The sequence below is a fragment of the Glycomyces niveus genome (genome assembly GCF_017592475.1).
Classification (GTDB): domain Bacteria; phylum Actinomycetota; class Actinomycetes; order Mycobacteriales; family Micromonosporaceae; genus Glycomyces; species Glycomyces niveus.
Genome location: NZ_JAGFNP010000008.1, coordinates 204,856 through 227,955 on the forward strand (window position 1 = coordinate 204,856; position 23,100 = coordinate 227,955).

Below are 23,100 nucleotides of genomic sequence, written 5' to 3' on the forward strand. Positions count from 1 at the left end.
AACGAAGGACCCCCGATGCCAAGGGTGGCACGGGGGTCCGACAGCGTCGCGAGCCTATTCGGCGACGGCGGCCTTCTCGGCGCGCTTCTCCTGCGTCCTGGCGAGCAGCTGCGCGATGTCGATGACCTCGACGTCCTCGTGGCCGGCGTCGGCGACGCCGTCACGCAGCATCGTGGAGCAGAACGGACAGCCGACGGCGACGGTCTTCGCGCCGGTCGCCACGGCCTCGTCGGCGCGTTCGCGGTTGACGCGCTTGCCGAGCGGCTCCTCGAGCCACATGCGGGCGCCGCCGGCGCCGCAGCAGAACGAGCGCTCCTCGGTGCGCGGCATCTCGGTGACCTCCGCGAAGGAACCGAGCAGTTCCCTTGGCGGCGTGAAGATCCGGTTGTGCCGACCCAGGTAGCACGGGTCGTGGTAGGTCAGCTTGCCCTCGTGTTCCTCGACCGGCGTGATCTTGCCGGCGTTCACCAGGTCGTTGAGCAGCTCGGTGTGGTGCACGACCTCGTAGTGGCCGCCGAGGTCCTTGTACTCGTTGCCGACCGTGTTGAGGCAGTGCGGGCAGGTCGCGACGATCTTCACCGCGCCGACCTCGTTCAGCGTCTCGACGTTCTGCTCGGCGAGCATCTGGTACATGAACTCGTGCCCGATGCGCCGGGCCGAGTCGCCCGTGCACGTCTCGGCCTCGCCGAGGACCGCGAACTTGACGCCCGCGTCGTGCAGCAGCGTCGCGACCGCGCGGGAGGTCTTCTGCGCCTTGGGGTCGTACGCTCCGGCGCAGCCGACCCAGTACAGGTACTCGAAGTCCCCGCCGGCCTCGGCGATCGGCACCTCGAAGTCGAGCGGCTCGGCCCACTTGAGGCGGTGGGCCGGGTTCTCGCCCCACGGGTTGCCCTTGTTCTCGAGGTTGCGGAGCATCGTCTGGGCCTCGTCGGGGAAGTCCGACTCGATCATGACCATGTTGCGGCGCAGGTCGAGGATGTGGTCGACGTGCTCGATGTCGACGGGGCACTGCTCGACGCACGCGCCGCAGGTGGTGCACGACCACAGCACGTCGGGGTCGATCACGTTGCCGATGATGTTGATCTTCTGGTGCGGGTCCTCGCCGCCGCGCTCGGCCGCGATCGCCGCGGCCTTGAGGTACGGCGCCTGCTCGTACAGGTGGTCGCGCAGGTCGGTGATGAGTTTCTTGGGCGAGAGCGGCTTCCCGGTGTTCCAGGCGGGGCACTGCGACTGGCAGCGGCCGCACTCGGTGCACGTGGAGAAGTCGAGCAGGCCCTTCCAGGAGAAGTCCCCGATGGTGGCGACGCCGAACGGCTGCGTCTCGGGGTCGGCGGTCTCGAAGTCGGCGGGCTCGCCGTCGATGAGCATGGGCTTGGCCGGGCCGAGCGAGGCCGCGCCGTCCGCGTTGCGCTTGAAGTAGATGTTGAAGAACGCCGTGACCCGGTGCCAGCCGATGCCCATCGAGGGGATGAGAGCGAGCATGAGGAAGAACGTCCAGGAGACGAGGATGTCGAGCCCGGCGATGACGGTGACGGCGGTGTGCAGGGCGTCGGCGGAGGCGCCGCTCCACAGGTCCGCGATGAGCGTCGAGACCGGCGAGGTCCACTCGTGCTCGATCTCGCCGAGCGCGACCTTGAACGAGCGGATCAGCATGTGCGAGGCCACGATCGTGAAGATCGTCGCCTCGATGTAGAAGGCCATCCACTGCCGGGAGTTCTCGAACCGCGACGAGGAGCGCCGCTGCCCGGCGTCCGAGGCGGTGCCCTGCGGCGGCACGGGGTTCACGCGGGGCTGGCGGGCCATGCGGATGGCGAACAGGGTGACGATGCCGAGGCCGGTGAGCACGGTGAGGATCTCCGAGCCGAGCAGCCAGACGCTCCAGTGGCCGACGATCGGCAGGCTCGACTCGGGGTCGATGACCTCGAAGTACGACTGCGCGAGGGCCGGGAACAGCAGGAAGAACCCGAAGAACACCGCCCAGTGCGCCAGGCCCACCCAGTGCCACTTGAGCATCCTGGTGTGCCCCAGGGTCTCCCGCAGCATGGTCTTGACCCGTTCGCCGCGTTCGCCCTTCCTGGTCTTGTCGGGCGCGCCGAGCCGGATGAGCTCGAGCATCCCGAGCCCGGCGCGGACGAACAGCCCGATGGCGACCGCGGTGTACGCGAACGCGACCGTGGCCGTGACGATTTGGACGACTCCCATGGCGACCCCTCGACGTGCGGTGTTCCCGATCACGATACATGTTACTGATCAGTAGCCGCCCGTCGCCAGCAGCCCGGCCGACAGGCCGTCCGACACTTCCCGGGAACTCGCTCCCACGGACCCCCGATTCGCATGCAACCGGTATCCGCCAGCGCGCGTGTAGTCAGCACCGGATCTTCCGGTCCCCATAACCCCCAGCTCAACGGCTAACTGAACAAGGAGCCCCATGTCCCCTGACTCCCCCAGGGCCCGCCGGGCAGGCCTCCGCCTGCTCGCCGCAACCGCGGCGGGATGCACCGCCGCGGCCGCATTCGCGGCCCCCGCGGCGGCCGAAATCCCCGGCATCACCGGCGACCCCGTCGCCGCGTTGCAGCTCGTCCCCGATCTCGACAACACCGAGATGACCCCGAGCTCGATGACCGTGGACTACACCCGGGCCGACCCGGACGACACCGCGACGCACGCGGTCGTCACGGAACTCGTGTTCGAGGACCCTTACGGCGTCCTCGACATCACCACCTCTGACCCGGCCTGCGACGTCTCCACCCCCGCGACGATCGTCTGCTCCGCCGACGCCGCGCCGCACACCGAATTCCTGTTCGATGTCATCCCCGCCTCGAGCGCGGAGGACGGCAGCTTTGACTACACGTTCAAGGCGAGCATCGACGGCGTCGACATCGCGGGCAGCACCGGCGCCTTCGGCGTCGTGTCCGACTACGACGTCCACAACCCGTACGCCCACGGCGACTTCGTGCAGACCGGCGTCGTCGAGGACGACAACATCCTGGTGAAGCCGGTCTTCTACCAGGCCTTCGACCTGGCCCCCACCACCGAGGCCGTGGTCGTCACCTTCTCCAACCCGGTCGCCGGCGAGGGCCTCGACACCACCGGGCTCGCCACGGCGAGGGACCTGTACGACAACTGCAGGGCCACGAGCGACGCCGCCGGAGCCACAGGGCTCGAGTGCGTCATCACCGACTTCTCCGATGCCAAGGGCCAGTTCCTGACGCTCTCCGCGGGAGTCGCCTTCAAGATCGGCTCCGACGTGGTCGGGCCGCTCGACGTGTGCGGCTGCCAGTACAGCGTCGAGACGATCAACGCCGCCACGCTCGCCGAGGAGTACGACGACCTCTCCTGGGCCACCAGCAACGGCACCTCGGTCGGCCTCACCACCGCCCCTGAGGGCTGGGACGGCGCTGCGGAGTCCAAGGCGTTCTACTGGGGCGGCATCACGCTCACCACCAGCGAGAACAAGTACGACCTCGCCGTCCAGGAGATCACCCTCAAGGGCAACCTGAACACCAACGCCACGGTCACCACCAAGGTCTCGAACGGCGGCTCGGCCGCGGCCGACGACCTCAACCCCGCCAGCGACTCCTACCTGGTCCGCGCGCAGCTGCCGCAGGGCACCGAGCTGGTGCGGGTCGACAGCGACGGCAACGGCACCTGGGAGTGCTACGGCACCGACGAGCTCGACGCCGTCTACAGCGCGACGCCGAACACCGGCCTTGAGCGGTTCGACCTGGCCTGCACCATCGACGGCCTCGAGCCCGGCCAGTCGGCCGACTTCACGTTCACCGCGAAGCTCACCGACACCACCGCCTTCCAGGGCGCGATCGAGGTCGGCGCGGTCTACAACGAGGACGAGTACGAAGGCGACTTCTACAACGACTTCGCGCTCATCTACAACAACGCCGTCGAGGCCCGGTACGACTACAACCGCGACGGCTACGAAGACCTGTTCGTCGTCCGCAAGTCCGACAACGCGCTCCGCTTCTACGCGGGCACCAGTGCCGGCACCTACAAGTCCGGCGTCACCGTCGGCACCGGCTGGGGCGCTTACGACATCATCATGGCCGGCGACCTCACCGGCGACGACATCCCCGACTTCCTCGCCCGCGACACCCGCAACGGCACCCTCTACACCTACCCGGGCAACGGCAAGGGCGGCCACGGCACACGCATCTCGAACGGCACCGGCTGGGGCAAGATGGGCCAGATCGCCGTCGGCCAGTACGACGGCGACGGCGACCCGGACCTCATCGCTACCGCTTTCTCCGACGGGAAGATGTACTTCTACGAGGGGCTGGGCAACGGCAAGTTCGGCACCCGCGAGGCCGGCGGCGAGGGCTGGGACGGCTACGACGTCATCACCTCGCTCGGCGACCTCGACCTCGACGGTTTCGACGAGTTCCTGACCCGCTGGAACACCACCGGCGTTTACCAGATCTACACCTCCCAGGGCGAGGTGTACGACTTCGCGCAGGACCTCGACACCTACCCGTACAGCAACCGCCGCTACGAGCAGGTCATCGGCGTCGGCGACTTGAAGCGCGACGGCAGGGGCGACATCGCCGCGGTCGACGTCAAGACCGGGCAGCTGGTCGTGCGCTACTTCGACCCGGCGCAGGGCTACATCTCCAACGCCTCGGTCATCGGCAGCAGCGGCTGGAGCACCGTCCGCCTCCCGGTCATCAACCTCGACCGGACCTACGACTACGACGGCGACGGCTTCAGCGACTTCGTCGCACAGCGCAAGTCGAACGGCGACATCCTCCTGTACTTCGGCACCGGCAAGGGCCATGCCACCCCGTGGCGGTTCTGCGAGGGCTGCGACGGCGTCACCGCGCTGGCCGCAGGCGGCGACTACACCGCCGACGGGCGCCTCGACGTGCTCTACCGCTTCAACGGGGGGCTGTACACGGTCCACGGCATCGACGACGGCGTGCACTACGGCTTCGACGGCGAGGACGTCTACGCCGGCTCCGGCTGGAACGGCATGAGCGACATCAGCGGCGGGCACGACTACACGAGCGACGGCAAGGACGACCTGGTCGCCCGCCACTCGTCGACCGGTGTCCTGTACGTGTACCCGGGCAAGGGCGACGGGACCTTCGGATCGCGCATTACGGTCGGCAGCGGCTGGAACGGCATGCGCGAGACCAACGCGGTCGGCGACCTGAACCACGACGGCCACGCCGACCTGCTCTCGATCGCGAAGTCGGACAGCTGCCTGTACCTCTACAAGGGCAACGGCAACGGCACCTTCAAGTCCCGCGTCCAGGTCAGCTGCGGCTGGAAGTCGTACGAGGCCATCACCGGCGTCGGCGACTTCAACCGCGACGGCCACGCGGACTTCCTCTCGCGCCGCGTCACCGACGGCATCCTGTTCCTCTACCCGGGCAACGGCGCCGGCGGACATGGCTCCCGCGTCCAGATCGGCACCGGCTGGAACGCGATGAACATCGGCTAACGACGGTGCCGTTCCACGGTCATGAATGAAGGGAGCCTCGCGGCCGCGAGGCTCCCTTTCCCTATTGCGGTCACAAGGGGTGCAACCGTTTCCAAAAGCAAGGCGTGTATTCGAAGCGGGTAACCGGCCCATAACCCACCTCCTCGGACACCCTGGACATCTGCATGAATGACACTCCCCCCACGAAGCCCCCTCGCCGGGCCTTCAACCGTGCCGCGGCGGCCGCGGCGACGTTCGTCGGCGCCGCCCTGCTGACGGCGCCCGGCACCGCCACGGCCCAAAGCGACATCGACTGCACCGCACTCGGGGACAACCCGAAGGCGGGCGGAATCGCGGGCGCGTTCGACGCCGCGGTCAAATGCGGCGTCGAAGTCCGCATCTCGCAGCGCTCCTGGCCCCATGCCACCGTGTACGCCACCCCGGAGGGGCAGCTGCACCTGGTCGCCACCGCCGACGCCACGCACGAGTACGTGAACCAGGGGCATCTCGACCCGACCCTGTCGGTGTGGGACGGCTACCTCAGCCAGGAATTCTCGTACTGGCGCTTCACCATGCCGTACGACCAGGACGCCGCGCTGTTCTCCACGCCGAAGGTCGCCGTCGACTGGGCGGGGGAGATTCCGGTGCCCACCTACTCTGGCACCACCGCGGTCTACGACGAGCTCGCTCCCGGCCTCGATTTCACCGCCGACGTCGACGAGGCGTCGGCAGGCCTCAGATTCACCGCCGCCGACGCCGGCGCGTGGGACGCGCTTGCCGGGAACCTCACCGCCAACCTGCACAGCGAGTCGTCCATGACGTTCCTCGTCGCCTCGGACGGGCTGCTGTTCATCTCCGACCACAGCAGCCAGCAGCTGCGCTTCCCTGAATGGACGACCGCGTTCACCGTCCGCGACGGGGCAGGACAGGTCGCCTCTGTCGGCCTGACCCGCGACGAGGAGAGCGGCGCCCTCACGTTCTCGCTCCCCGAAGGATTCCTCGAGACGGCCGAGTACCCGCTCACGCTCTCGACCCAGTGGGCCAACCGCGACTACGCCATCAGCGAATGGGGCGCGACCACCTCCGCCGCGCCGGGCCTCTCGGCGTACCGCGGCGAAGCCGGCCTCGACGAACCGTACTTCCAGGCGGCCGGGGAGACCGGCACCGCCGTCGTCGGCGCGTACTGCGACGACCTGGCCGACCCCACTTGCGCTGAGCCGCACCAGGGCGGCGCGTACTGGAGCTTCGGCTGGCCGCAGCTCGAAGCCGCGGGCCTGAAGCCCATCGAGCCACTGCAGTACAGCTACCCGGTGGCCTCGGCGACCTTCCGTGTGGATGCGGCCGACGCGTCCTCCTGTGTCGCACCCGACGTGCAGCTCGTGACCGGCTACAGCCCGAGCGCGACCTGGGCGGACCCGCCCGCCGCGGTGGACCGGCCCGCCGACGCGGGCGCCTGCCAGGACGGCGCCGCCGTCTACGACGTCACCGAGTCGGTCCGCTACGCCGACGACGCGTACGCCTCGAGCGTGCCCCTCTCCTTCGGCATGACCGACAGCCCCGAGACCGCCAGGTTCGACGGCGACTCCGGTCGGCTCGACGTCTACTTCGACATCAGAGGCTTCCGCTACACCGGGGCGGCGCAGGACATCTGCAGCAGCTCTCTCGGCTCCGCTCCCTACCAGCGCACCGCGACCCCGTACTACGGCGACTTCCTCGTCGAGACCTGGCGGCCGGAGACACTGGACCTCGGCCTCGTCTGGACCGCCGCCTTCCGCGACACCGACACCGGCGAGACGGTCCTGACCATCCCCAGCCGCGGGGTCGCGGTCGGTTCCACCCCGGAGTACCAGGTGGATGAAGCCGATGCGCTTCCCGACGGCCGCTACGAGCTGGTCAACTCCATCGAATCGACCACCTCCGACTTCACCTACACGGCCGCTCCCTGCTATCTCGTCGTGGACGCCCACGCGCCCGAGATCGTCGACGTGACCATGCCTGCGACGCCGCAGCAGGTCGGTGAGACGGTCGCCATCGAGGTCACGGCCGCCGACGCGGGCTTCCCCGGCGGTTGGAACGCCGTGACGCTCGAATGCGAGCACGGGTGCACGATCCCGGCGGGCGAGCCGCTCGTGCTGAACGGTGACGACAAGGCCACCGTCGAGGTCGAGCTGACCGACACGGCCACGAGCTTCAGCCTCACCGTCCGCGACAAAGCCGGGAACGTCGACTACCCGGGCTTCACGGTTCCGGCGATCCACTCCCACTTCGACTACGACCAGGACGGCGATCAGGACCTGTTCACCGTCCGCGACTCCGACGGACTCCTGCTCTTCCACCCCGGCAACGGCACCGGCGGGTACGGGACGGCCAAGACCGTCGGAACCGGTTGGGGCCGCATGGACGTCGTCATGTCAGGGGACGTGACCGGCGACGGCCGCTCCGACCTCATCGGGCGCGACACCAAGACCGGGAAGCTCTACACCTATCCCGGCAACGGCCTGGGCGGACTCGGCACCCGCATCGACACCACCGGCGGCCTGGACTGGAACGGCTTCGGCCCCATCGCGGTCCTCGACAAGGACGACGACGGCGACCTCGACCTGATCGCAGTCCTCAAGGGCAACGGCAACCTCTGGGACTTCGAAGGCAACGGCACCGGCGTCTTCACTTCGAAGTACACGCACGGTCCCGGCTGGAACGTGATGGACACGCTCACCGGCATCGGCGACTACAACTACGACGGCCGTGACGACGCCCTCGCCCGCGACAGCCGCACCGGCGTGTACTACCTCTACCCCGGTGGCGGCGGCACCCTGTTCGGCGCCCGGATCGCTCTCGGCACCACCCTGGGCGGCGAGCCCGCAGGCACCCGCTACCTGCAGGTGACCGGGGCCGGTGACGCGGACGGCGACGGCCACGGCGACTTCGTCGCCGTCAACGCCCGCACCGGGGCGCTCGAACGCCACTCCGTCGACGCCGACGCGACCTCCATCCACACGGGCGAAGTCGTCAGCGGCGACTGGGGCGGACTCCGCCTCCCGTCCACCACTATGGACCTCACCTACGACTACAACGGCGACGGCGCCACCGACTTCGTCGCCCGGGTCGGCCTGGACGGCACCTCCTACCTCTACCCGGGCATCGGCTCCGCAGGCCACGGCACCCGCGTCTCCTGGGGGACGTCCCTGGCCGGCATGACCCTCATCGCGACCGCCGGCGACATGAACGCCGACGGCTTCGCGGACGTCCTGGCCCGCACCTCGGGCGGCACCCTGTACCTCTACCCGGGCACCGGAACCGGCGGGATCAACACCGCGGGCCGGATCTCCATCGGCACGGGCTGGAACGCGATGACCACCCTCACCGGCGGGCACGACTACGACTCCGACGGCAAGCCCGACGTCATCGCTGTCGCCTCCGGCGGGACGCTGTACCTCTACCCGGGCACCGGAGACGGCAAAGTCGGTGCGCGCAAGACGGTCGGCTCAGGCTGGACCTCCATGAGCGAGGTCACCGCCACCGGCGACCTCGACCACGACGGCAACGCCGACATGGTCGCGGTCCGCAACGCCGACGGCTGCCTGTACTTCTACGGCGGCAAGGGCGACGGGACCTTCAAGCCGCTCGTGAAGATCGGCTGCGGCTGGGCCGCCATGGACGCCGTCACCGGCGTCGGCGACTTCAACCGCGACGGCCACGTCGACTGGCTGGCCCGCCGCAAGTCCGACGGCTCCCTGTTCCTCTACCCCGGCAATGGGGCAGGGAACCACGGTGCGGCCAAGCTGGTCGGCACCGGCTGGAACGCCATGACCATCGCCTGACGGCGAATCGCCGAACCAAGGCCGCGACCGGAGTACCGGTCGCGGCCTTGGCCGTTCCGAATCGGGCCCCGTCCCGGACGAGTCGAAGTCCATTCCAGAACTGCTGCCGTCAGGTCGCAACCAGTAGCGGATGGTGAGCGTGTCACTCATGCCGTCCCATCGGCCTCGAAACCCGAACCCCTCATCATCACCCGCAGGACATCTGAATGAACCGAATCCCCTCCCGGGGCCGCCTCCTCAGGCGTGTCGCCGCGGCCACCGCCACCGCTGTCGGCGCAGCTCTCCTAGCCGCCCCGGCTGCGCAGGCCCAGAACACGACCTCAGTCGATTGCGCCGCCCTCGGCGACAACCCGATCGCCGCCGGGCTCGAAGCCGCCCTCGAGGCGGCCGTCTCGTGCGGCGTAGAAGTGCGCCTCGAGAGCGAGGCGACGCCCTACTCAACCGTGTACGTCACGCCCCAGGGCCAGACTCGCTTCATCGGGACCATGGATCCCACCCAAGACCACGGCGACCATGGCACAGCGGACACGACGCTCGTCGACACCGGCGGCGTACTCAGCCAGGCCGCCACTCCCTGGCCGGTCGAACTGAGCCACACGGACACCGGCCTGCCGCTCCTCACTGCCGAGGCCGCACGGGTCGACTGGTCAGGGGATCAGCCGGTGCCCTCCTTCTCCGGCTCCACGGCCGAATACGGAGAACTCGCACCCGGTTTGAGCCTCTCTGTCGAGGCGGGTGTCGCGGCCTCCGCACTGCGGTTCACTGTCGCCGACGCCGAGGCATGGTCTTCACTCGTGTCGGGGCTCACCGTCACGAGTGACCTTGGAACCTACGGATACCTGCCGGGCGTCGCCGCCGTCGCAACCTCCTTCAAAGCCCCCGAGACCAAGGTCGCGGGGCTGACGCCCTTCAAGGTGGTCGACGCCGACGGGACGGTCGCCGCCGCCCGGCTCAAGGTTCCCAACGCCGCCTATGAGGGAGGAGGCTACGGCGGGGCGCTCACCGTGTTCCAGCCGAGTACCCCGCTCGAAGAGCTGTCGTTCCCTCTCTCGGTGACGACCGAGTGGATCTTCATGAACCGCCAGGTGAGCGAATGGGGCGGTGTCACCTCTGCGACCCCCAAGGTGCCGCTCTACCGGGGCGACGCAGGCCTCGACGAGCCCTATTTCGAAGCCGCAGGCGCGAATGCGAACCAGGTCGTCGGCGCTTATTGCGACCAGCTGGTCGACCCGGACTGCGCCACGACCTTCGAAGCGGCTGCCTACTGGACGTTCGAAGCGCCGCAGGCGTTCTTGATGAACCCGTCGGACACGACTTGGCTGACCCACCGCGTCGTCTCCGCCACCTTCAGCGTCGACGCCGCTGAGGGAAGCCCCTGCATCGCCCCGGACCTGTACCGCATGGCTGAATCCGAGACCTACCACGCCGGGAACTCCTGGAGCTACCGAGAAACCGCGGGCACGCTCGCGGACACCGGGGAATGCCACGGGAACACCGCGGTTTACGACGTGACCGACGACCTGCCCCATGCCTACAACATCGACTTCGCGATGCTCGGCAGCGCCGAGACCGCGAGGTTCGACGGCGGCTCCGCGCGGATCGAGATCGTACGGGACATCCAGAACTTCGCCCTCGCGATGAATGTCTGCGACTCCAATGGCACCCCCCACAGCGGGACGGATACGACCTCCGCGTGGCAGTCCTCGTCGACGATCCGCAACGGGGATTTCAAGGCATGGCTCTGGCGTCCCGACCTCATCGACACCGACCTGACTTGGACGGCGACGCTGCGGAACCAGTCGACCGGAACGGTGATCGCGACGAGCGAACCGGCGCTCGCGGTGAACGGCTCCAACCGCGGCACCGCCCACGAGGGCTCGAATGATGGCCGGTACTCGATCGACTACTCCTTCGCATCGGAGCGACTCGGTTATACGCGAAACGCGACCTGCCATGTGGGCGTGGACCAGTCGCCGCCCGAGATCGTGGCCTACACCGTCACCGGTGCGCGCACCGTGGGGAACGAGGTCTCGGTAGAGGTCGAAGTCGCCGACGAGAGTTATCCGGGCGACGGGAGGAGCCTTACGGTCTTCTGCAGCGGAACCAAGGCATGCGACAGCCGCTACAAGGGGTTGCACGACACTACGGTGGCCGTTTTCGAAGTGGAACTGGCATATTCGTCGAACTGGATTACCCTGCGGGTACAGGACCAGGCCGGGAACACCTCGGTCAGCGAGTCGATATACGTGCAGGCAGTGGATACCGGCACCGACTACAACGGCGATGACCGCCCTGACCTCATGGCCGTCAAGGAGTCCGACGGCACACTCCGGTACTACGCGGGGAAAGGTGACGGCACCTTCGCAACGCCGGTCTCCCTCGGCTCGGGTTGGGGCAGGATGGACGTCGTCATGGCAGGCGACCTCACCGGCGACGACAAGGTCGACCTCCTCGCCCGCGACACGAAGACCGGGACGCTCTACACCTACCCGGGCAACGGCAGCGGCGGCCTCGGCGCCCGCATCACCGTCGGCACCGGCTGGAACGCCATGGGCGTGTTCACCTCCGGCGGCGACTACAACGCCGACGGCGACATCGACCTGCTCACTGTGAACAAGTCCGACGGCAAGCTCTACTTCTACGACGGGCAGGGCGACGGCAATTTCAACCCGCGCATCGCGATCGGCACCGGCTGGGGCGTCATGGACACCCTCGCCTCCGTCGATGACTTGAACCAGGACGACAAAGCCGACCTCCTCGCCCACGACTCCCGAACCGGCCAGTACTACCTGTACAACGGCACCGGCACGGGCGGCCTCGGCAGCCGCACCCCCGTCCCCGCTTCGCTGGACGGCTCCGGCTCCGACCGCTACAGCCAGATCATCGCCGCCGGCGACCAAGACGGCGACGGCAAAGAAGACCTCTTCGCCGTCGACTCCCGCACCGGCGAACTGGAACTCCACTCGCTCAACGGCACCGGCACCCCCGTGCACGAGGGCACGGTTGTCGCCACGGGCTGGGGCGGCAACCGCCTCGCGGCCGTCAACGAGCAGCGCACCTACGACTACAACGGCGACAACGCCACCGACTTCGTCGCCCGCCGCAACTCCGACGGCACCGCCTACCTCTACCCCGGCAACGGCAGCGGCGCCCACGGCACCCGCGTCTCTTGGGGCACGGCCCTGAAGGGCATGACGCTCATCGCGACCGCCGGCGACATGAACGGCGACGGCTTCGACGACGTCCTCGCACGGACCTCCGGCGGCACCCTGTACCTCTACCCGGGGACCGGGTCGGGCGCGCTCAACACCGCGGGCCGGATCACCATCGGCACCGGCTGGAACGCGATGAGCACCATCGCCGGAGGGCAGGACTACAACTCCGACGGCAAGGCCGACGCCCTCGCCGTCCAGTCCTCCAACGGAACGCTGTACCTCTACCCGGGCAAAGGCGACGGGACCTTCGGCTCCCGCGTCTCGCTCGGCGCGGGCTGGAACGCGATGAAGGAAGTGACCGCGGTCGGCGACCTCGACCACGACGGCCACGCCGACGCGCTGGCGGTGCGGTCTTCGGACGGCTGCCTGTACTTCTACGGCGGCACCGGCTCCGGGACGTTCAAGACCAAGGTCAAGGTCGGCTGCGGCTGGGCCGCCATGGACGCCATCACGGGCGTCGGCGACTTCAACCGCGACGGCCACGTCGACTGGGCCGCCCGCCGCAAGTCCGACGGCTCGCTGTTCCTCTACCCCGGCAACGGGGCAGGGAACCACACCGCGAGCAAGCTCGTCGGCACCGGCTGGAACTCGATGACGATCGCCTGATCCGAGCGGTCGAAGGTAGGCCCGGCCGACCGGCCGGGCCTCCCCTCGACCGCGGGTGACTCCGACTCCAAACGGGACACCGTATGCAACGCCCGACCTTTAAGATTCGTGTAAGCGATACCCCTGGCCCTCTGGGCCGCCACGATCCCCCGAACCCCTCGGAACCCACAGGAAACCTGAATGAACCGAATCCCCATGATGCGGCGGCGGGCCGCGGCACGCATCGCCTCGGCGACGGCCGTAGCGGTCGGCGCCGCCCTGCTCGCCGCACCGGGTGCCGCCGAAGCCCAGACCGAAGGCATCGACTGCGCGGCGCTCGGCGACCACCCCTCCGCGCCCGGCACCGAAGCGGCGCTTGAGATCGCGGTGGCCTGCGGCGTCGAAGTCGCCGTCGAGAAGGCGACCACCGTCTACGACGCCTACTACGCGACCCCTGAAGGCCAGCTGCACCAGGTCTCCACCGCCGCCTCGGCCGGAATGCTCCAGGCCCAGGGATCGGCCGACCCGACCCTTGCCGAGACCGACGGCGGTCTGGTGCAGACCGACTCGCAATGGCCGTTCACATTGAGCGCCGGCGGCGACCAGCCGCTGCTTCGCACCGACGCCGCGAGCCTGCTCTGGGAAGGCGGCACTCCGACGCCCGTCCGCACCGGCGCGCAGGCCTCCTACGACGAACTCGCCCCCGGCCTCGATCTCACCATGGAAACCCGGGTCTCCTCGCTCGGCATGCGCTTCACCGTGCAGGACGCGGAAGCGTGGGAGTCGCTCGCCACCGGCTTGACACTCGATGCCGTGGTGGGGGCGGGGAACGAACTCCGGGAGACGCTTTACCTGGCACATCCGTCGGACTACTACGAGTCCGGCACTTGGGAGCAGACGACCCGCTTCCACCTCCGTGACGACGCCGGTGCCGGACAGTCGCTCGGACTCACCATCGAGGCCGACGGGACGCTTGCACTGGCCCCGGCAGAAGGGACGATTGGAACCGCTGCGTTCCCCTTGACCGTCACCGCGCAATGGGCCTACCACCAACTCGGCATCAACGAGTGGGGCTCGGTCACCTCCGCCGCCTCCGACCTCGTGGTGTTCCGGGGCGACGGCGGCCTCGAAGAACCGTACTTCGCCGCCGCCGGGCAGGAAGCGGACGCGGTGGTCGGGCCGTACTGCGACCTCCGAACCGACCCTGAGTGCACGGCACCGGCCGAAGCCGCCACCTACTGGAACTTCTGGGGCCCGATCGAAGGGGACGTCATGCCCTCCGCGCCGGGAATACCGATCAACCTCCCCGTCGCGAAAGCCTCCTTCCAGGTCGACGCCGCCGAAGGCGCCGAATGCGTCGCACCCGAGCTGCGGACGACCACCTTGTACCGGCTCAACCAGAACTGGGACACCCGCTCGATGCCTGCCGGGACCCGTCCCGCTGCGACGGGTGCCTGCCAGGACGGCACTGCGGTCTACGACCTCAGCGGCTGGATCTCGTCGACCGGTGGATTCCCCGGCCCCGCGTTCGGGATGGTCTCGAGCACCGAGACCGCCCGCTTCGACGGCAGTTCGGCCCGCCTCGACGTCTACTGGACCTTCTCGGCCTACGACGTCAACTGGGCCGACTGCCGCGACTCGGCGTCGGATCCCGCCAAGTGGGTCAACTCGAAGGTGCCCTACGGCGGCTTCACGGCCGAGATCTGGCGGCCCGACCTTGTGGACCAGGGCCTGACTTGGACCGCGTCGATCACCGACGTGGCGACCGGTGAGGTCGTCGCCTCCTCCGCCGCCGCCGAGCTCCTGCCGGGGACCGCGCCCAAACCGTCCTTCACCGTCGATGACGGGCTCTACTCGGTCCAGCACGCGGTCAACGGCCGCGTCCAGAGCGATGCGACCTGCTACTACCTCGTGAACACCGAGCGCCCCGAATTCGTGGACATCACCGTGCCGCCCGGCCCGCACTTCGTCGGCGACGTCGTCCCGGTCGAGGTCACGGTCGCCGACGCCGGCTTCCCCAACGGGAGCGGCAAGCTGACGATCTGGTGCCTCGGCGACGACGACTGCCAGCCCGAGGAGGTGGTCCTCACCGATTCGGCCACGGCGACCTTCGAAATGGAGATCTACACCGAGGGCACCAACTCCTGGATGCTCCAGATGTACGACGGCCTCTACTCGGTCTACAGCGAGGAGATACAGATCTCCGCGAGCCGCAACGGCTGGGACTACAACCGCGACCGCCACCAGGACCTGTTCGCGGTCCGCCAGTCCGACGGCGCGCTGATGTACTACGCGGGGAAGGGCGACGGCACGTTCGCCACCGGGGTCTCGAAGGGCACCGGCTGGGGCGGCATGGACATCGTCATGCCGGGCGACCTCACCGGTGACGGCAAGCCGGACCTGCTCGCCCGCGACACCAAGTCCGGTTACCTGTACACCTACCCGGGCAACGGGTCCGGAGGCTTCGGCACCCGCATCTCGGTCGGTCCCGGCTGGAACCGGATGGGGGTCCTCACCTCTGGCGGCGACTTCGACCGCGACGGCAAGAACGACCTCTACGCCACCGGCAAGGTCGACGGGAAGCTCTACTTCTACCCCGGACTGGGCGACGGCAGGTTCGGTGCCCGGACCGCGATCGGGCCCGGCTGGGGCGACATCGACACGCTCACCGCGATCACCCTCGACGACGGCGACGCCGATCTGCTGGCGAGGAGCCAGGCGGAAGGCGAGTACTTCGTCTACCCGGGGCTGGGGGACGGGACGTTCGGCGCCCGCGAGCGGGTCACGGACGTGTTCGAGACGGGCAGCATGAGCACGTTCCAGTACCACGAGATCGTCGCCGCCGGCGACTACGACGAGAACGGCACCAAGGAGGTCATGGCGATCGACGCGCTGACCGGCAGCCTGGTCGCGCACTCGTTCGACGCCCTCGGCAACCCGGTCCTCCCGCGCCGCGTCCTCGCGACCGGATGGGGCGGGAACCGCCTCCCGGGCGTCGCCGTCGACCGGACGTACGACTACAACGGGAACGCCACCCCGGACCTCGTCGCCCGGCGGACGAGCACCGGAGTGATATACGCCTACACCGGCAACGGGACCGGCGGGTTCGGCCCCCGTATCGAGTGGGGGACCGCCATGGCGGGCATGGACCTCGTCGAGACCGCGGGCGACCTCAACGGCGACGGCATCCCGGACCTGCTCACCAGGGTCGCCTCGACCGGGACGCTCTACGTCATGCCCGGTACCGGACAGGGGGAGTTCGACTACGGCCGCCGCATCAAGGTCGGCACGGGCTGGAACGCCATGAGCGCCGTCGCCGCCGGTCACGACTTCAACGGCGACGGGAAGACCGACCTCTTCGCGCGCGAGAAGTCGACCGGCGGACTGTGGTTCTACCCGGGCAAGGGCAACGGCTCCTTCGGCTCCCGAGTGAACGCCGGCACCGGCTGGAACGGGATGCGCGACATCACGGCGGCCGGAGACCTCGACCACGACGGCCACGCCGACCTCATCGCGATCCGCGCCTTCGACAACTGCATGTACTTCTATGCGGGACGAGGCGACGGCACCTTGAGGACCGGCGTCAAGAAGACCTGCGGCTGGACCGGCTACGACCAGGTCGCGTCCGTCGGCGACTTCGACAGCGACGGGCGCATCGACTGGGTCGCGCGCCGCAAGTCCGACGGCAAGCTGTTCCTGTACCGGGGCGACGGCGCCGGCGGCTACGGTTCCCGCCTCGAGATCGGCGCCTCCGGCTGGAACGCCATGCACATCGCGTGACAGGCAAGGCGAAAGGGCCCGGCTTCAATCGAAGCCGGGCCCTTTTCGTATGGGGTCTAGGCGGATTCGCGGACCACGATCCTGGTGCCGAGGATGGTGACGAGGGGGCCGGCCTCTTCGCCGCGGATGCGGCCGCAGAGGAGGCGGGCCATTTCCCGGCCCATGGTCTCGGTGGGCTGGTGGACGGTGGTGAGGGGCGGTTCGGCGACTTCGGAGAGGGGGGAGTCGTCGAAGCCGACGAGGGCGAGGTCTTCGGGGACGCGGATGCCGCGCTCGCGGGCGACGCGGAGCGTCGCGATCGCGAGGGGGTCGGAGTGGGCGAAGACCGCGTCGAGGTCGCCGGCGGTGTCGAAGAGGTGGCGGGCGGCTTTGATGCCGCTGGCCTCGTCGAAGCCTTCGGCGACGGAGACGAGGGACTCCTCCACGGGGAGGCGGTGGCCGCGGAGGCCGTCGCGGTAGCCGGAGAGGCGGTCGACGCCGACGGCCATGTCCTGCGGGCCGGCGACGAGGCCGATCCGCTTGTGGCCCTTCTCGGCCAGGTACTCGACGGCCTGCCGGGCGCCCGAGCGGTTGTCGCAGTCGACGTACGCGATGGGGCGGAATCCGGCGGGCGTGCCGCAGAGGACGATGGGGATGCCGGCGTCCTCGAGCCGCTCGGGCAGCGGGTCGCCCGAGTGGCTCGAGACCATCATGACGCCGTCGACGTGCTGCCCGAGCAGGTACGACTCGAGGTCGGCCCGGGAGCCGTCGCGCGGGGCGAAGGTGAGCATGAGCCGCATGTTCTCCTCGGCCAGCTGCTCCGTGATGCCCCGGAGGACGCCCGCGAAGAACGGCTCGGACCACAGCCACTCCTGCGACTCCGTCACCACCAGCGCCACGGTGTCCGTGCGCTGGGTGACGAGGGTCCTGGCCGCCTGGTTGGGGACGTACCCCAGCTCCTTGATCGCGGCCAGGACCGCCGCCCTGGTGTCTTCGGCGACTTTCGGGGAGCCGTTGATGACGCGCGAGACCGTGCCCCGGCCGACGCCCGCGTGGCGGGCGACGGTGTCGAGGGTCGGCCGGCCGCCGGAGCGGCGGCGGCGTTCGCTCTTCAAGGGCTCGCCGGGCGCCTCAAGCTGGGTCTCGGTCATCGTGCATCACCTCGGGCAACGTTAGTGTGGATCTATTCTGCCTCACGGTTCGAACGGGCCCGCCGCACCAGGTCGCCGTACCAGCGCCCGGAGTCCTTGACCGTCCGCTCGCCGGTCTCGAAATCGACGTACACCAGTCCGAACCGCTTCGTGTAGCCCCAGGCCCATTCGAAGTTGTCCGCCAGTGACCAGGCGAAATACCCGACGAGTGGGACGCCGGCCGCGACGGCGTCGGCGCACGCGGCGAGGTGGTCGCGCGCGTAGTCGAGCCGCTCGGGGTCGTGGATCTCGCCGTCCTCGATCTTGTCGGGGAAGGCCGAGCCGTTCTCGGTGACGGCGAGTTTGACGTCCGGGTAGCCCGCGTGCAGGCGCGTCAACGTCTCGGTGAGCCCGGCGGGGTCGATCTCCCAGCCCATGTCGGTGACGGGCAGGCCGGAGGAGACGAACCCGATGTGCTCGTTCGCCGGCCAGGCCGATCCGGCGCCGGTGGGCGCGGCGGAAGCCGAGGTCGCGCCCCCGTTACCGGTAACTGTGAAGCGGCTGTAGTAGTTCACCGAGAGCACGTCGATGGGGGCGTTGATGGTCTCCATGTCGCCGTCTTCGACGAACGCGAAGTCGCTGATCGCCTTGAAGTCCTCGACGATGTCCTCGGGGTAGGCCCCGCGCAGGGCCGCCTCGGTGAACCAGCGGTTCTGGACGCCGTCGACGCGGCGGGCCGCGTCGATGTCGACGGGGGTCTCGGTGGCGGCGTGGATCGGGTAGAAGTTCAGGCCGACGCTGACGGTCGCCTCGGGGTCCGCGGCCTTGATGGCTCGGGCGGCGAGGCCGTGGCCGAGCATGAGGTGGTGGGCGGCGGCGATGGATGCGGCCGGTTCGCGCCGTCCGGGGGCGTGCTCGCCGGAGGCGTAGCCGAGGAACGCCGCGCACCAGGGCTCGTTGACGGTGATCCAGTGCTTGACGCGGTCGCCGAGCGCGGCGTGCGCGATCCGCGCGAACTCGCCGAAGCGCTCGGCGGTGGCCCGGACGGGCCACCCGCCGGCGTCTTCGAGGGTCTGGGGGAGGTCCCAGTGGTAGAGGGTGATCCAGGGGGTGATGCCCTCGGCGAGGAGGGCGTCGACGAGGTTGGAGTAGTAGGCGAGTCCCGCCTCGTTGACGCGGTCGTCGCCGTCGGGGCAGATCCGGGGCCACGACAGCGAGAACCGATAGGCGTTGAGGCCGAGCGCCTTGATGGTGGCGACGTCCTCGGGGATGCTGCGGTAGGAGTCGATCGCGGTGTCGCCGTTGGAGCCGTCGACCACCCGGCCGGGCTCGTTGACGAACGCGTCCCAGATGGACGGCCCGCGCCCGTCGGCGCCGGTCGACCCCTCGACCTGGTACGAGGAGGTCGCGGCGCCCCAGGTGAACGCTGTTGGGAACCTCGCCGCGAGCGCGGCCGCTGTTGTTTCGTTGCTCATCACTTACCGGAACCTTCCATGATGCCTTGCACGATCTGCCGCCCGAACACGACGAACAGGATCGCGATGGGAATGATCGAGATCAGCGTCCCGGTGAAGACCATTGACAGGTCGGTCGCCCAGGTCGCGGTGGAGATCTGCCGGATGGCCAGCTGGATGGTGGGGTTCTCCTCGCTCAGGACCATGAAGGGCCACAGGAACTCGTTCCAGTTGAGCATGAAGGTCAGCAGCCCGAGGACGACCATGGCGGGGCGCAGCGCGGGGAGGACGATCCGCCACCAGATGCCGAACGTGGAGGCGCCGTCGATGCGGGCGGCCTCGATGATCTCGTCGGGCACGGACTGCTCGACGTACTGGCGCATGAGGAAGATCCCGAAGCCGTTGATGAGGAACGGCAGGATCGCGGCCTGGAGGGTGTCGATCCATTCGAGCTCGACCATGATCATGTACATCGGGACGATGCCGAGCTGCTGGAGCGGCACCATCATCGAGAACAGCACCGTGCCCATGAGGATCTTCGATCCGCGGAACCTGAGCTTGGCGAACGCGAAGCCGCCGAGCGTGGAGAGCAGCACCACCGAGACGGTGACGGTGCCGGTGATGATGAGCGAGTTCTGCAGGCCCAGCAGGAGGTTCGCGTCGGGGCTGGTGAGCGCCTCCCGGATGTGCTCGCCGAGGTTGCCGCCGGGCAGGAGGGGCGGGGGGAATCCCGAGGCGTCCGAGGAGGTGCGCGAGGCGATGATGATCATCCAGTACAGCGGGAAGATCGAGAGCAGCGCGACGAGGACGAGGCCGATGCGGGTCATCGCGGTCGGGGCGAAGACGCCGGCGGGTTCGATGCGGTCGCCGGTCTTCTTGCGGGGCCGCTTGGGCGGCGCGGGCTCGGCGGCCGGGACGGTCGGGCGGGGGGCGGTTGCGGTGCTCATTTGTTCCCCTGGATGCGGTTGACGACGAGGAAGTTGACGGCCGCGACGATGCCGATGACGATGAACAGGAGCCAGCCCGCCGCGGCGGAGATCCCGTAGTTGCCGTGGTTGCGCAGGATGTCGACCAGGACCATGGCGGTGGTCTGGAACTGGCCGTCGGCGCCGCCGTTCAGGTTGCCGTTGCTGAACATCATCGGCTCGACGAACAGGGTCATGCCGCCGACGGAGGAGACGAAGACGGTGAAGATCAGGATCGGCTTGAGCTGCGGGATGGTGATCTTCCAGAACTGCTGCCGGGGCGTGGCGCCGTCGACGGTGGCGGCCTCGTACAGGTTCCTGGGGATGGTCTGCATGGCGGCGAGGAAGATGAGCGCGTTGTAGCCCATCCAGCGCCAGTCCACCATGGACGAGATGGCGAGCCAGGAGGAGAGCCGTCCGGCCTGCCAGTTCACGGGGTCGAGGCCGATGAGCTCGAGCGCGCCGTTGATCATGCCGTACTCCTGGCCCCAGATGCGGGCGAAGATGACGCCGACGGCGACCACGGAGGTGACGATGGGGGCGAGGATGAGCATCCGCCACAGCATCGGGCGCCGGAGGCGCTTGTTGAGGGCGTTGGCGACCATGAGGGCGCACACCACCTGGGGGACGGTGGCCATGACGAACATGCCGAGGGTGTTGACGATCGACCAGTTGAACCGGTCGTACGTGGTCAGCAGGAACTCGTAGTTGTCGAAGCCCACGAATTCGCGTTCCGGCCCGCCGAGCTTCCAGCTGTGCAGGGAGGCGTAGAGCGTGTACGCCATGGGGAACAGGCCGAGGCCGGCGAAGAGGATGAAGTACGGGGAGACCAGCGCGTAGGGCGTCCACTTGACGTCGGCTCGGGTGAGCCGTTCGCGCCAGGTGAGGCGTGGTGCGGCGTTGCGGGTGGTCATGGGGCCTTCCTTGCTCGATGACGGCTCGCGGGCTGGCCTCGCCGCGGCCGGGACGGGTCGCGGTGACGCCTGCCGAGTCCGTTTCTGGCGGCCCTCACGGCGGATTCCTGCGGAGCCTGTTGCGTACGGAGCCTTGTCTGCGGGGGAGCCGGCCCGCCGCGGGTTGGGGCGCGGCGGGCCGACATGGTGCCGCCTGGAGGGACCGGGTCCTGGGGGGCGCGCCGAGCGAATGCTGGGAGTCGTTCGGCGCCGGTCCCTCGCTGGCGCGGCGGCACGGGGTCCGGCGGGGGCGGTCCTGGCGGGCCGCGGTGCCGGGGCCGGACCCGGCGGCGGCAGGTGCCGCCGGGTCCGGGCCGGGGGTCTTACAGGCCCGCTCCGGCCAGTTCGACCGCTTCCTCAGCGGCGGACTGGATCTCGGACCAGGCGTTGTCGGTCGTGAACGTGCCGTTGGCGACGCCGTTGAGGACGCCTTCGACCGCGCCCTTGACCGGCGGGTGGAAGTAGGAGTACTCGACGGTGGCGAACTCCTGCACCGAGGCGCTCAGGATCTGGGCGACCGGGGCGTTGCTGAAGTACTCGCTGGTGTAGTCGGCGACCTTCGGGTCCGCCTGCGCCTCAGGCGAGGAGGGGAAGTTGCCGACGGCTTCGAAGACCGCGACCTGCTGGGCGGGCTCGGTCAGCCAGGAGGCCAGTGCGGCGGCTTCCTCGACGTGGTCGCCCTGGGACGGGACGGCCAGGACGGAGCCGCCCCAGTTGCCGGCCACGCCGGGCGCGGCGGCCATGTCCCACTTGCCGGAGTTCTCCGGGCCGGCGGTGCTCTCGATGACGCCGCGGGCCATCCAGCCCGGGCACGGCATGACGGCGTAGCCGGCCTCGGCCATGCCGGTGTTCCACTCGGGGCTCCAGGCCGCGAAGTTGCCGATCGCGCCCATGTCCTGGAGTTCGAGGACGGTGTCGATGGACTCCGTGGCGGCGGCCGAGTCGAGGGTCAGGTTGCCGTCGTTGTCCACGTACATCTTGCCGTCGCCGTTGCCGGCGAGCTGGCTCATGAGCATGTTCTGCAGCTGGGTCGGGCCGTCGAGGAAGGCGGCGCCGGTGTTCGCGTCGACGAACTGCTGGGCGACGTCGAGGAAGCCGTCCCAGGTCGACCACGCGGCGGCGAGCTCGGTGCGGTCGGTCGGGAGCCCGGCGGCGGCGAAGAGCTCGGGGCGGTAGCACATGGCCATGCCGCCGATGTCGGTGCCGAGGCCGAACAGCTTGTCGTCGGCGCCGTGGCTGAGGTTCCAGGTGCGCTCGGTGTAGTCGGCCTCGCGGTCGCCGTAGTCGGCGCCGAGGTCGTACCAGTTGTCGGCGTTGTTGAACAGCTGCGGGGTGGCCTGCTCGTCGATGGCGACGACGTCGCCCGCGCCGTTGCCGGTCTCGAGCGCGGTCTCCAGGACCGGGCGGTAGTCGGCGTCGAAGTTGAGGCCTTCGCCTTCGAAGACGACGTCGATGTTCGGGTTCGCGGCTTCGTAGGCCTCTTCGAAGCCGGCTTCGACGTAGCCGAAGGTGCCGAAGAGGGAGACGGTGAGGGTGATCTTGCCGTCTTCGCCGGTGGCGTCGTCGCCGCCTCCGCCGCCGCTGCAGGCGGCGGTCACCGCGAGGGCTCCGGCTGCGACGGCCGCGAGTGCGACCCGGCCGTGTCGATTGAGGAGATGCATCTTTGCTGGTTCCTTCCGCGCGCCTCGGCGGCGCCTTGCGATTCCAGAGGGGTTGAGGGACTGCTGTTTGCCTCGGCGCCCGCGGCGGCGGGGGTGCGGGCCGCCGCAGTGCGCGGCGGCCCG

Annotated in this window: 10 protein-coding genes; 4 read left to right on the plus strand and 6 right to left on the minus strand. The window is 69.2% G+C overall.

Annotated features, from left to right (window positions below):
* Window positions 1-54: 54 nt before the first annotated feature.
* Entirely contained in the window at window positions 55-2,202 is a 2,148-nt protein-coding gene (locus J5V16_RS15760; RefSeq protein WP_208497386.1) for a (Fe-S)-binding protein, read from the minus strand.
* 226 nt (window positions 2,203-2,428) lie between these two features.
* Between J5V16_RS15760 and J5V16_RS15765 the strand changes: the two genes are divergently transcribed.
* The 4 genes from J5V16_RS15765 (at window position 2,429) to J5V16_RS15780 (ending at window position 16,835) form a co-directional block, all read left to right on the plus strand.
* Window positions 2,429-5,455, plus strand: coding sequence for an FG-GAP repeat domain-containing protein (locus tag J5V16_RS15765; RefSeq protein WP_208497387.1), 3,027 nt, complete (start codon window positions 2,429-2,431; stop codon window positions 5,453-5,455).
* Between the two features lie 164 nt (window positions 5,456-5,619).
* On the plus strand, window positions 5,620-9,255 hold the full coding sequence (locus tag J5V16_RS15770; protein ID WP_208497388.1) for an FG-GAP repeat domain-containing protein: 3,636 nt from the start codon (window positions 5,620-5,622) through the stop codon (window positions 9,253-9,255).
* A 206-nt stretch (window positions 9,256-9,461) separates the two neighbouring features.
* Window positions 9,462-13,076, plus strand: coding sequence for an FG-GAP repeat domain-containing protein (locus J5V16_RS15775; protein WP_208497389.1), 3,615 nt, complete (start codon window positions 9,462-9,464; stop codon window positions 13,074-13,076).
* Between the two features lie 180 nt (window positions 13,077-13,256).
* A complete protein-coding gene (locus tag J5V16_RS15780) occupies window positions 13,257-16,835 on the plus strand; it encodes an FG-GAP repeat domain-containing protein (RefSeq protein WP_208497390.1) in 3,579 nt (1,192 codons plus the stop codon).
* Between the two features lie 56 nt (window positions 16,836-16,891).
* Here J5V16_RS15780 and J5V16_RS15785 read toward each other — a convergent pair whose 3' ends face one another.
* From J5V16_RS15785 to J5V16_RS15805, 5 genes are all read right to left on the minus strand, one after another.
* Window positions 16,892-17,965 carry a LacI family DNA-binding transcriptional regulator gene (locus J5V16_RS15785; protein ID WP_208497391.1) on the minus strand — a complete coding sequence of 358 codons (1,074 nt, stop codon included), beginning with the start codon at window positions 17,963-17,965 and terminating at the stop codon, window positions 16,892-16,894.
* Between the two features lie 32 nt (window positions 17,966-17,997).
* Window positions 17,998-19,419: a GH1 family beta-glucosidase gene (locus J5V16_RS15790; RefSeq protein WP_208497392.1), complete on the minus strand. Its 1,422-nt coding sequence runs from the start codon at window positions 19,417-19,419 to the stop codon at window positions 17,998-18,000.
* Window positions 19,419-20,345 carry a carbohydrate ABC transporter permease gene (locus J5V16_RS24540; protein WP_208497393.1) on the minus strand — a complete coding sequence of 309 codons (927 nt, stop codon included), beginning with the start codon at window positions 20,343-20,345 and terminating at the stop codon, window positions 19,419-19,421. Before J5V16_RS24540 ends, J5V16_RS15790 begins: the two co-directional genes overlap by 1 nt.
* Entirely contained in the window at window positions 20,342-21,277 is a 936-nt protein-coding gene (locus tag J5V16_RS15800) for a carbohydrate ABC transporter permease (protein WP_208497394.1), read from the minus strand. The genes J5V16_RS24540 and J5V16_RS15800 overlap by 4 nt, the downstream gene beginning before the upstream one ends.
* A 362-nt stretch (window positions 21,278-21,639) precedes the next feature.
* Complete coding sequence (locus J5V16_RS15805; protein WP_208497395.1) at window positions 21,640-22,977, minus strand: ABC transporter substrate-binding protein; 1,338 nt, start codon at window positions 22,975-22,977, stop codon at window positions 21,640-21,642.
* Window positions 22,978-23,100 lie beyond the last annotated feature (123 nt).